This window comes from Rickettsiales bacterium Ac37b (genome assembly GCA_000746585.2).
Lineage (GTDB): Bacteria > Pseudomonadota > Alphaproteobacteria > Rickettsiales > Arcanibacteraceae > Ac37b.
In genome coordinates this window covers 1,559,791-1,572,014 of the sequence record CP009217.2, presented here as the reverse complement: position 1 = coordinate 1,572,014, position 12,224 = coordinate 1,559,791, and the positions used below count along the sequence as shown (strand labels likewise).

Annotated in this window: 13 protein-coding genes; 6 read left to right on the top strand and 7 right to left on the bottom strand. The window is 29.5% G+C overall.

Going from position 1 to position 12,224, the window contains the following annotated elements:
- Nucleotides 1-73: 73 nt before the first annotated feature.
- The 5 genes from NOVO_07775 to NOVO_07750 form a co-directional block, all read right to left on the bottom strand.
- Complete coding sequence (locus NOVO_07775; protein AIL65890.1) at nt 74-1,144, bottom strand: hypothetical protein; 1,071 nt, start codon at nt 1,142-1,144, stop codon at nt 74-76.
- Nucleotides 1,125-1,700 carry a tryptophan 2,3-dioxygenase gene (locus NOVO_07770; GenBank protein AIL65889.1) on the bottom strand — a complete coding sequence of 192 codons (576 nt, stop codon included), beginning with the start codon at nt 1,698-1,700 and terminating at the stop codon, nt 1,125-1,127. Before NOVO_07770 ends, NOVO_07775 begins: the two co-directional genes overlap by 20 nt.
- A 419-nt stretch (nt 1,701-2,119) precedes the next feature.
- Nucleotides 2,120-4,510, bottom strand: coding sequence for a Sensor histidine kinase (locus NOVO_07760; protein ID AIL65888.1), 2,391 nt, complete (start codon nt 4,508-4,510; stop codon nt 2,120-2,122).
- 74 nt (nt 4,511-4,584) lie between these two features.
- Nucleotides 4,585-5,649, bottom strand: a complete 1,065-nt coding sequence (locus tag NOVO_07755) for a Methyltransferase domain protein (GenBank protein AIL65887.1) — start codon at nt 5,647-5,649, stop codon at nt 4,585-4,587.
- Nucleotides 5,650-5,828: 179 nt separating this feature from the next.
- Nucleotides 5,829-6,563 carry a hypothetical protein gene (locus tag NOVO_07750; protein AIL65886.2) on the bottom strand — a complete coding sequence of 245 codons (735 nt, stop codon included), beginning with the start codon at nt 6,561-6,563 and terminating at the stop codon, nt 5,829-5,831.
- Between NOVO_07750 and NOVO_07745 the strand changes: the two genes are divergently transcribed.
- The 5 genes from NOVO_07745 (at nt 6,501) to NOVO_07725 (ending at nt 10,194) form a co-directional block, all read left to right on the top strand.
- Entirely contained in the window at nt 6,501-6,692 is a 192-nt protein-coding gene (locus NOVO_07745) for a hypothetical protein (GenBank protein AIL65885.1), read from the top strand. The genes NOVO_07750 and NOVO_07745 overlap by 63 nt on opposite strands.
- Before the next feature lie 196 nt (nt 6,693-6,888).
- Nucleotides 6,889-8,085, top strand: coding sequence for a hypothetical protein (locus tag NOVO_07740; protein AIL65884.1), 1,197 nt, complete (start codon nt 6,889-6,891; stop codon nt 8,083-8,085).
- Nucleotides 8,086-8,381: 296 nt separating this feature from the next.
- Nucleotides 8,382-8,774: a Transposase gene (locus tag NOVO_07735; protein AIL65883.1), complete on the top strand. Its 393-nt coding sequence runs from the start codon at nt 8,382-8,384 to the stop codon at nt 8,772-8,774.
- Between the two features lie 152 nt (nt 8,775-8,926).
- Nucleotides 8,927-9,235: a hypothetical protein gene (locus NOVO_07730; GenBank protein AIL65882.1), complete on the top strand. Its 309-nt coding sequence runs from the start codon at nt 8,927-8,929 to the stop codon at nt 9,233-9,235.
- 53 nt (nt 9,236-9,288) lie between these two features.
- Nucleotides 9,289-10,194 (top strand): hypothetical protein, encoded by a 906-nt coding sequence (locus NOVO_07725; GenBank protein AIL65881.1) that lies wholly within the window; start codon nt 9,289-9,291, stop codon nt 10,192-10,194.
- Between the two features lie 280 nt (nt 10,195-10,474).
- Here NOVO_07725 and NOVO_07720 read toward each other — a convergent pair whose 3' ends face one another.
- Nucleotides 10,475-10,693, bottom strand: coding sequence for a hypothetical protein (locus tag NOVO_07720; protein ID AIL65880.1), 219 nt, complete (start codon nt 10,691-10,693; stop codon nt 10,475-10,477).
- 253 nt (nt 10,694-10,946) lie between these two features.
- Between NOVO_07720 and NOVO_07715 the strand changes: the two genes are divergently transcribed.
- The gene (locus tag NOVO_07715) at nt 10,947-11,795 is read left to right on the top strand and encodes a hypothetical protein (protein ID AIL65879.1); all 849 of its coding nucleotides are present in this window, start codon (nt 10,947-10,949) and stop codon (nt 11,793-11,795) included.
- Here the strand turns inward: NOVO_07715 and NOVO_07710 are convergent.
- Nucleotides 11,792-12,100 carry a hypothetical protein gene (locus NOVO_07710; GenBank protein AIL65878.1) on the bottom strand — a complete coding sequence of 103 codons (309 nt, stop codon included), beginning with the start codon at nt 12,098-12,100 and terminating at the stop codon, nt 11,792-11,794. The two genes, NOVO_07715 and NOVO_07710, sit on opposite strands and share 4 nt — an antisense overlap.
- Between the last annotated feature and the right edge of the window lie 124 nt (nt 12,101-12,224).

Below are 12,224 nucleotides of genomic sequence, written 5' to 3'. Positions count from 1 at the left end.
ATTAATTATGAAATATTTTATTATTTTAATTTTTTACTAACATTTATTAAGAAAATTTTGTTAATTATAGAAGTTAAATTATTGCTGCTATAGATATACTTAGAACCTTATCAGATTTTTTAAAAAGACCAAAAGGTAGATTCATTGATAAGAACAATGATAGCAGAGTATCTAAATATTTTTTTGTCTTATTTTTTGATATAATATAAGGTTGCTCTACTGACATTACTTTTACATTATCAACGATTTTTAAATCAGCATTGATAATATCTTCAATTAATTCATTTTTACTATATACATGACCATAAGTGTAAATAAAATTATACTGATCATATTTAGCAAAATATAAATCTCCAGGTTCAGTAGCTAATTTTAAAACAGCTGATAATTTTTCTGCCATTTCTATTGATCCATATTTTAAGAAAAGTTTATATTGTTTTCTTAAAATATCATAAGCTATAGATTCTTCCAAAAGCGAGATTTTGGTAGATACATTAATAATAAACTCTCCTTCGCTACTTAACATCTTGCCTATATCTTTAAGCAAGTTTTGTCTATTTTGGCGTTTAGGAATATGGCCTAGGACTGTAAATATACTTAAAGCTAAATTTATAGGCTTTTCTATTAGTGTATTTATATTAGATAAATTCTCTTCAGAATTACCATGAATAACTTGTATAGTAAGATTATTTTTGTTCCAATATCCTAAAATATTTTTTTTATTCTCATCAATACGACCCTTATCCAGGATAAATCCTTCGTATTCTATAATTTCTATAAAATCCTTTAAACCTACTAAGCTTATATCATATGCAATTAACTCAATAGATACATTAATATATTGTTTTGCGATTCTATAAATAGAGGAAAAAAGTCTTCCATTACCACATCCAAAATCCAAAATTCTAATAGATTTAGTAAATATTTTTGGCTGAAGAGTAAATAGGCGGTGATAAATTCTTTTGAAAGAATTATATATTACAAAATATTCTCTAGGTATTACCTTATTTGTGCCAAATCTTTTATTGTAGATAGAATCATCTTTTCCCATATAATATCTGTCATACTGATGTGCAGTATTACTCTCATTTTGATGATAATGATTAGGAAAGTTATTATCACTATTATTGTTGGGTAGCTGCATTTGCCATATCACTCCTAATTTGCCATAGATGAGGGAAAAATTGACGTTGTATTCCTTTATTTAAAATTTCTATAGACACTCCTTTTAATGACCTAGATTTTATCCCTATAGAGCGTTCCACAAGCTTCATATGCTTATATAAAAATATTTGAAATAATTCATCAAACTCTACTAATAATTCTGCAACAAGATAACTATCATTGTGTGAATATTCTGAATCATAGATTTTTTCTATATTATTTAAATCATTATTCAAATAGTGTAAAAGGAAACTTTCCCATAACAAATTAGCTATTTTAAAAATAGTTCTAAAACCTGGCGACTCCATCCCACTACCTTTACCAAGTCCTATCCTAATTTTTTGATATTCCTTAGGAGACATAGTTTCTAATACAGATAACTGCTCAATCATAAGTTGTTGCGTCTTATGCACTCTTTTAAATAAAGTAGTAATACGATTGGTATTATTTAATTTTATATATTCATTTATATCAAAAAGTGTATAATTAATAAGTTTCATCCATAATTCTTCTACTTGATGAACTATTTGAAACATTAATTCATCTTGATTACATAATTTTTCAAATGGTTTTTGACAAAGCAATAACTTTTCAGTATTTAAGTACCTCTCATAATGCAGTTGTACCCTTACCTTGCATTATTTTATAAAAGTCTTCTCTATCCATAATATGAAATACATTACTCCCTCGTGAATTCAATTATATAAAGATATTATCACAATCTATATTAATTACTACAGCTACATAAATTAGTATAATCATTTTGAATGAATATAACATAGATTCATATAGACTTTCTATAGCCAGAATTTTGACCATTTTGGATATTATCCGTAATAAAAGCGAAACATTAAAATATATTAATATATTTTAACATTTTTTATATTATAAATATTTATTAATAGTCAATAATTTCTTTATAATTACAATTTAAAAATACTCACAAAAAACTTATCTATGTGCTTTCTGACAATACTCGTTCTAATTCAGCCATGATAGCTTGTTTCTGATAAGGTTTTTTGATGTAGGTGACAATGCCAAGTGTGAATGCTCTTTCAATTTCGGCACTATCGGAAGAGCCAGTTTGAAGAATGACTGGGATTTTGGCAAGCTCTGGGTTCTGCTTGATCTCAGCGAGTACATTTAAGCCATAAATATCGGGCATCATTAAGTCGAGTAAAATTAAATCTATTTCCTTAGAATGTTCTTTCAGATATTCAAGGCCAGCATAACCTCCCGCTGCTTTATGGAGATTATAGCCACTTCCAAAAAGTAGTAATTCCATACTCATTAAGCAGGCATCTTCATCATCTATTATTAAAATATTAGCTGATTTAGTAGTTTGAGGAGCAGGTTTTGTAGGTATTTCGACATTATTTTCTGCAATGATTTTATGGCCATCCATTTGTTTGGCCTGCGATATTGGAATAACAAAGTTAAAAGTTGCACCTTGGTCTTGGTTATTTTCTGCCCAAATTTCACCATGATGCGCGTCGATAATTTCTTTACAGATAGCAAGGCCAAGACCCGTGCCTCCTGCCCTGGTTTTAGTTTTGCTGCTTTGAACAAAGACCTCAAAGATAGTATATAATTCATTTTCAGGAACGCCTACCCCTTCATCTTTAATGGCAAAATGATAAGCTTCAGATTTATTTTGATCATCATAGGTGATTTCAGAAAGCTTTAGCGAAACAGTGATGGTAGAATTATTTGGGCTAAATTTGATGCTATTGACAAATAAATTACGTAAAACTTGGCCTATTCTTTCTTTGTCCGCCAGGATAAAGGCGTCTTTTAAAGGAGTGAAATTAATTTGGAGCTGCTTACCATTGATATATAGGGTTTGAGCTTCGTCAATCATTTCCGTGATAATCAAGTTTAAATCTATTTTTTCTAAACTAAGCCTCATCTTTCCTGCTTGGAACTTAGAAAGATCAAGGAGATGGTTAAGAAGTGAAGACAATCTTTTGGCATTGCTTGCAATTTTATCTGCTAACTCATATTTTCGTTCATCGTTAAACTCTTGCCAATGCTCAACGAGGGAAGTTGAAATCGCAGTGAACCCTTGCATCGGCGTTCTAATCTCATGACTCATGTTATTGAGGAACTCTGTCTTAGCCGCGAGTGCTTGCTGCAGTTCTGCAGTGCGTTCCTCTACTTTTTGTTCTAAATTAGTATTATGGGTATTAATTTTTTCATAAGCTTGTTGAAGGTCGTTTCTAGTATTATTTAATTCTTTGGTATAGATAAAAAGCTTTTCTAACTGCGTAGCTAAAAGCTCTATTTCATAGGAAGAATGAAGATTAGCAGAAAAGGAAATAGTTGATTTATTATCTACAATTTCCTCTGCAATATTTGCTAAATCTACTATAGGTAAAAGAAATTTATTTCTAAAATATATAAATAATATAAGAAGTATACCTATTAAAATTATTGATTGTATTATGGCAGGAGCAGTTTTTTCTTCAAAGTCTCTTTTAAATGAAAATATGTTTTCTCCAAAAATTATGATAAATGGATAGTTAGGCATTACTTGATAATGGGAATAATATACATCACGGAATTCAAAAGGAGTTGTTAATAGCCCTGTTTCACCTTTTGAATATTTTAACTCTTTTATAGCTGCTTCGATTGATTTTGGTAGTATATATTTAGGTAAGATATTATCTGAACTCGTTACTAAGCTATAATCATCTGCTAGAATGATAAAATTCAAATAGGAATTATCAATTAATTCTTTTAACTTCTGATTTAATTTATCTATTTCTAGTCCGGTTGAAACTGTACCTAAAAATTTACCCTCTTGATTGGTAATACCAAATCCTAAAGGCACAATCTCATCAACAAAAATTTCATCTTTGCTGATGATTGCTTTTGCTGGTTTAGAAATATGGAGAATCCAGGGCTCATTTTCAACAAAATTCACCCAGCTTCTATCACTATTTTTAACTAAAATAGGCTCTTGAATATTACCTCTAGTAGAGTTAGCTATTACATACCCTTCAGGAGTAACAAAATCAAAGAGAGTTAATGCTAATACACTTTCTTTCACATGCATATTTGCTTTAAGCCTTAGAAGCAGGTCTCCGATTGACTTACCATCTAAATTATTTTCATCTGCTATTCTTTGCCCTATTTCTTTAGCAAAACTAGCAGCATAATTAAGGCTTTCTTCCAAAAAGCTAGAAATTTTATTCACTTCCCCTACATAAAGGGCATATTTATTAGATTTATAGGAAGAATAATTTAACCATATCAATACCAAAGAAAAAAGTATAAACACTCCAGGAGTAATAACAAGCAACTGGAGATATTGTCTAGTAATAGAAGGAACTTTTTTAGTCATTATTAACCATTTTATAGTTAAGGTATATATATTAATACTAATAACTATAGTAGTAAAAAATATTAAATAAATAATTAATTTTTATTGATAGCTACTACTGAAAAATGTTTTCCGAAAAAAATCTTAACTGAGTTAGGGATACAGAATAAGGAAAATATTTCTGATAATAGAGCATCAATAAAAGACTTACTTGGGCTGGAGGAAATTTCAAAAGGGTGCTTTATTGATAATAATTTAGGAGTTTTTAATATTTGTAAATCCACCTCCTTTAATTCTTCTACCAATTCATTTATGGAATAGATATGCAAAAAATTATTTATAATTTGTGTTTTAGAACCTGTACAATAATATATATCACCCTTTTCTTGAGCTAATCTCAAAGCTAACACTTGGCTTTTATAAGATTGCTGGTTTTCCAAGAATCTGCCACATTCTAACTGTTTTCTAAGTTTAGTATAAGTTAGATATTCACGCCAAAAACTTTTAATAGTAGGCATGGTAAAAATTAATTCAGCATTTTCATTAGAAATAGATTTAAATAATTTTAAAGTATCACTTCTGTTTTGCTTGCCTGGAATATGAGCAAGCACTCCAAATATACATAATATTATATCAAAATCTTTACCTAGTAATTCTTGAAGAATGGCTTTATCACAAGAAGAATCAGTATGAATTAGTTTAACTAATAAGTTCTGTTTAGTGAATGTTTTTGTAATTATATCTTGCTTAGAAATGGTAGCCTCATTACAGCTAGAGAAATCATTATTTAGCAATTTATCTTCAAAAAGTTTAATTGCTTGATAACTAATATCATAATTTATTAATTCTACAGTATATTCCTTGTTTGTATAGGATAAAGCAAGATCTTCTAATATTTCAAATAATCTTCCATCTCCACATCCAAAATCTAATATTTTAATTTTATTATTTTGAGCTTTTTGCTTCTTACGATTATAAATTCTTTTAAAAGAATTGGTAATCAATTCTTTTTCTTTATAAATAGTTTTATTATGGCCAAATCTTTTATTATATAAAGAAGAGTTTCCTCCTTCATAATAAGTATCATATTGCAGGGATAAATCATTTTTAGAAATAAAAAAGTTGTAATCTTTAAACAAATAATTATCAGTTCTATTCATAGAACATACCTAGAAATTATATTTTTAATAAATAGTAAAAGTAGTTAATGTATTTTAATAATTTTATATTATAAATATTTATTAATAGTCAATAGTTTTTTAACAAAACGTAGTTTGAATAACTATTATAATTAGTATATTAGATTTTTTGTGACTTTTTAATAAATATACTATAAATTTTAATTATCCAAAACTTCTGCAATTTCGTACATTATATTCTGTCTTTGGTAGGGTTTTTTGATGTAGGTGACAATGCCAAGCTCAAAAGCTCTTTCAATTTCGGCATTATCTGAAGAGCCAGTCTGGAGGATTACTGGGATTTTAGCGAAGTCTGGATCCTGCTTGATTTCAGTAAGTACATTTAAGCCATAAATATCGGGCATCATTAAGTCGAGCAAAATTAAATCTATTTCCTTAGAATGTTCTTTCAAATATTCAAGTCCCGCATAACCTCCCACTGCTTTATGGAGATTATAGCCACTTCCAAAAAGCAGTAATTCCATACTCATTAAGCAGGCCTCTTCATCGTCTATAATTAAAATGTTAGCTGATTTAGTAGTTTGGGTAGCAGGTTTTGTAGGTATTTCGACATTATTTTCTGCAATGATTTTATGGCCGTCCATTTGTTTGGCCTGCGATATTGGAATAACAAAGTTAAAAGTAGCTCCCGAGCCTTCATTATTTTCTGCCCAAATTTCACCATGATGCGCCTCAATAATTTCTTTACATATCGCAAGTCCAAGGCCAGTTCCTCCTGCCCTGGTTTTGGTTTTAGTGCTTTGGACAAATGCCTCAAAGATGGTATATAATTCATTTTCAGGAACGCCAATTCCTTCATCTTTAATAGCAAAATGAATGTACTTGCTGAAATTAAAAAAGATCCAGACCTTGCCAAAATCCCAGTAATCCTCCAGACGGGCTCTTCAGATAGTGCCGAAATTGAAAGAGCATTCACACTTGGCATTATCACCTACATCAAAAAACCTTATCAGAAACAGAATATAATGTATGAACTTGCAGAAATATTGGATAAAGTAGTTTAATTGCTCTTAAACTAGAAATTAATTTTTAATTAATTAATAGTTAATATAATAAAGTAGATAATTTATATAATATAGGTAAATCAAAATATTATCAAAAGCTAAGAGATGCTTATGCTGGGAGTCAAGATAAAGCACAAGAATTTTGTTTAAAAGTTAAACAAATGAATGATGGCTTTGATAATGAACAGGAGTCTTAATGCAAGATGATGATAATAATCAGGAAAAAAATTCTTCTAAGCCTGCAGTAAAAGAAAAAACTAATGTTGAACAAGAATTAGAAAGTAAGCTTCTCAAGATAATAAAGAATTTTAGTGAAATTAATCAAGAGTTGCAAGCAAAAGCTAATCAAGAGAAAGAAAAAAGAGAAGCAGATCTTAATAAAAATGAATCTAGAAATAAAGAACATAGATTAGAGCAGGATAAAGAAAGAAAATATGCAGAAGTAAAGTCATTACTAGAATTAGCACGCGCAGCTTCTATCGCAGGTAATTATGATACTGCAGCTAGTTTACTGAGTCAAGCTAGTTCTATAATAGCTAGTAATCCTTTGCTTAAGGGTAGTAATTTAGAAAGTAGATTACAAAATATTGCAAATGATATGCGAGAGGTACAAAATGGTTATGTATCTATTCATGGTATAAATGGGTTAAGTGCAAGAGAGTTATCTGCAAAAGAAGTAGAAGAAGTCAAAAGCTTATTAAATAAAAATATGCTAGATTATTATAAGGATAATACTTATAAAGAGAAAATTCATTTTGCTCGTAAAGAAATAGAGGAAGGTAAGGAATTATCTACTCCTATGTTGAAGGAATATATGAATCATACTTTAGAAAAGGATAATCACGAGAGGCAGCAATATATCGATCGTTTAGTCTTAATGGTAGACCATCTTGATCAAAAAGAGAAAAAAGTAGGTATAACTGAGGAAGAAAACAAACAAAGAAAAATATATAAGAAAGAATTAAAGGGAGCTAGGTTAGATAGAGAAATTAATGAAGGCTTAAAAGATTTAGCTCAAAAAGAAACTGGTAAAAGTGATCTAGATTCAATACGAACCTGCTGTAATAAGAAACTAGAGACAGAAAAGGGGCAGGAAGAAATACAAAAGGTAGTAAAAAAGGCTAAAGAAAAAATGGATTATACAAAGAAGAAAGAAAAACATACAGAAAAGAAGGTAACAAAAGAATTCACTGATCCTACATTTCTAGTAAAAGATTTTAAGAATCAATTAAAAAATAAGCTCAAAGAAAAAAATTCCCTGACCAAAACCAGTAATGAAGTTATAAAGGAGCAAGATTCTTTATCTGATAAGAGATTAGGAAATCTTGCCCCTTCAGCAACTCCCTCTGAAGCGCCTCAAAACCAGATAAAGAGGGGCCTGCTAAATAAATAGGCTTATTATATAATATGGATAATATTACATAATAGAACAGTTGTTACTACGCCCTCTATCGCATGCTCTTAATAATTCTGCTTCTTGATATTTACCCCATGTAGGTTTTTGAGTGTCTCGTAGTATCTCTAACGCTGTATGGCCATCTTGATTACGTGTAGTTAATTCACTCGAGTCTTTAACCAAACTAATGACTGTAGCAGATTGTGTTTCATCAGTAGCTATAGTAAATTAAGTTGATAAAGACATGATATATGATATATTAAAAAGCTCATAAACCCAAAACAGTAGAAGCAATGGCATATTCCTTAGATTTACGTAAAAAAGTAATTCACTATGTTAATAAAGGTTATACCAGAGAAGAAGCTGCAAGAATTTTTGGCATAGGTGAAAGAACAATTTATAGATGGTTATCGAGATCGAAATCCGGGAATTTAGCAGCCACACGAGCAGCTAAGCCATGGAAGAAGCTTGATCCAATCAAATTATTAAACGAGGTGTCTAAAAACAGCAATTGGCTATTATCTGATTTTGCAAAGGTTTTTAATGTGTCTACAGCTGCTATCTGTTTGGCATTCAAGACTTTGGGGATCACACGAAAAAAAAGACCACACTCTATCGTGAACGGGATGAAGCAAAACGGCAATTATTTTTGGCAGCTATCGCAAACTATAAAGCGGAAGATATAGTTTATATTGATGAGAGTGGAATTGATAGCTATTTGTACTATTCTTGGGGATACAGTCTCAGAGGAAGTAAAGTTTATGGTGATATCTCAGGTAAAAAACATGATTGAGAAAGCTTTATTGCAGGTAAGGTTGGGAAGAAAATTATTGCGCCAATGTGTTTCAAGGGCACATGTAATACAGAAGTTTTTAACGAGTGGGTTAGTCAGTGTTTGGTGCCCGAACTAAGATTTGGTCAAGTTGTAATACTTGATAATGCAACGTTCCATAAGTCAGCTAGAACTAGGAATTTAATAGAAGATATAGGCTGTAAACTTTTATTCTTACCACCTTACTCTCCTGATCTCAACCCAATTGAAAAATATTGGGCTCATTTAAAAGCTAAAATCAAACCTATCATTACTAATTTTAATAACCTTAGCGATGCTATTGATTATGGCTTCTCTATGCCATTCTCAACTTAATTGACTATATCAAAAACTCTGGTAAAAAAATTGACTATGATGAAATTCAACAAATGAATAAGGAAATTTTTAACCATAAGACTATAGATTTCCAGAGTGATCAATCTTACTATCCTAATCAGGAAAAGAGAGGTAGTAAATGGTATCCAGTATCCGAAGAAAATGAGGTTATTAATATAGTAAAATTTCAAAATATTAATCCAGGTGAAATAAGAATTGAGCGTTTAAGACAAGATATGATATTAAGCCATGCAAATTCTAACCATACTATTACTATACACCATATATATGATAAGAAAGTGCATGCTAATGTGAACGTATTTGCATTTGAATCATTACCTCAGTTAAGTGAACCAATATACGTATATAATGTCGATATCGATTTATTAGCAACGCAATTTCAAAAAGCACAGTTAAGTTATAATGTTTTATTAAATATGCACTTTTTGGGTAAAAAGCAAGACTGCTATGATTCACTACAACTTAAATGTGTGTTAGCTTATGAAAGTATAAAAAAAATATCTGATTATAATCATTTTTTTCAAATTCTAGGATTTGAAGATCTATATGAGTATAAAATATTTTTAGAACAATGTAAGACTATATCACATCAAATTTTAGAATTAAAACATTGTATTAATACTCCTTTAGTGGAAGCTTATAAAGAGATGATGAAGTATAACCTTTATCTCAAGCCTTATACTGAGGAAAAAATACAAAAATATACTAATATTATAGATCAATTAATTGATTCTGGGACTCTTAACAATATTACTATATCTATAAATAAAATGCTCAATAGCACTGAATTAGCAGATTATACTGATAGGGATAGACCGAATGTTAAAATTGATAGTGAATTTAAAGCGATAGAAAATTTTTCATTAAATCCTAATGATTCTCTTAGGGAAAATGAACAAAATTTGTCAGGATTAAATAGTAATATTGAAGTGTATTAGGTGTGTAGAACTATAGTAAATTGATTTGAATCCAGGACGCGGATAGCTATGGCAATTTAAATATTACTTTGTTGTTCATTGACTACAATAGTATTTCTACGCTTCGCGCCTCGTATTATTTAAATTGCCTTTGCTATAGATCAAAGCTCTCCTACTATATTTGTAGGCTTCTCTCTATCGCTCCTCGTCCCAAATATAACTTAATTTATTATTTATAAGAATTGATTTTTTATGTAAGAAAGTTCTATACTCAGCTAAGCATCAAGGTTTAACTGATAAGCTATGTATGGAAGTTACTGGCACTATTTAGGTATTCTTCTATTGCTCTTGCTAAATAATAACAAGACATAACATCAATATCTTCTTTTTTAATACCTTCTAATTTTATCTCTAATCGTTTATAGAGTTTTGAATTATATAAAGTGTCTTCATTTACTTCTAATTTAATATCTATTACATCTTCTTCATTGCGTTTGATTTGATTAAGTGTTGCTACCATAATTACTTCTTTTTTTGATATAAATTTAAAGATTATTTTATAATTAAATTATATGAGAGGCTAATTTAATATTATATTTCATGAATATTTTTCTGCAATTTTGCTAAGCGTGACAGCGTTTATGTAAAAAAAATTATTGACAAAAATTAATACATAACACATATTACATTTTTAAATATATTAATTCCTTTACCGATTATCGCTATAATATTTATAAGTTAATACACTACCAAGTGTTTTAAGGGAGATATTTATGAAGAATGAGTTATATTATACGAAAGTTAGCGCATTTGAAGAGAAATACACGGAAGATAGTAGTAGTGGAAAAATTAGCGTAGAACAAATTATTAAAGGTAAAAGAGATATATTTATCAATAATGCTCCCGAAGAACATTTTACGCAAAAAAAGATATTGGTAAGAGATTGGTTCTTATCAACTCTTGTTTTACCTAATTATTATAATGATATTAAGGAGAAAAAATTAAGTCTTTATAGAGAATTACAAAATAAGGGTTTTGAAATTTATGGATATATCGATGGTCATTTAAAAAAAATACATAATGTAGAAGAGCTTACCTCTATTCAATTTAGATCAGAAAAGGAAACTCAGGAAGATGCTGGTAAACTAGGGTTCACTAAAGATGAAATCTATATAGCTGGCCCTATGGAAAGTTTAAAGCTATTAAAACTCAAAGAGTATAATATTGATGTTCAGCTATTAAATGCTCTTTCTTCTAATTTAAAGAAAGAGTTTCTCAAAGAACTTAATAATAAAGGCGATATTAAGATAAAATGTAATATCAATTCTATTACACTAGAATATATATTAGCGAATCCCGAGGAAGAAATAGGTAGTTATGTCGATCATCTTTCTTTTTCTTACATCATAGAAATAGATAACTTAAATAAAATATTTAAGAACTGTCCTAATATTAAAGTTTTAAATTTTGAAAATAGATTTTGGAAGGTAATTTCTAGTAAAGTTTCTGAGATAAAACTACCTTCTTCAGTAGCAAGATTAAACTTATCTAAAACGGAAGTAACATTTCAGGATTTAAACCTCTTGACAGAAAATTGTCCGAATTTAACTATAGTCAATTAAGTTGAGAATGGCATAGAGAAGCCATAATCAATAGCATCGCTAAGGTTATTAAAATTAGTAATGATAGGTTTGATTTTAGCTTTTAAATGAGCCCAATATTTTTCAATTGGGTTGAGATCAGGAGAGTAAGGTGGTAAGAATAAAAGTTTACAGCCTATATCTTCTATTAAATTCCTAGTTCTAGCTGACTTATGGAACGTTGCATTATCAAGTATTACAACTTGACCAAATCTTAGTTCGGGCACCAAACACTGACTAACCCACTCGTTAAAAACTTCTGTATTACATGTGCCCTTGAAACACATTGGCGCAATAATTTTCTTCCCAACCTTACCTGCAATAAAGCTTTCTCAATCATGTTTTTTACCTGAGATATCACCATAAACTTTACTTCCTCTGAGACTGTATCCCCAAGAATAGTACAAATAG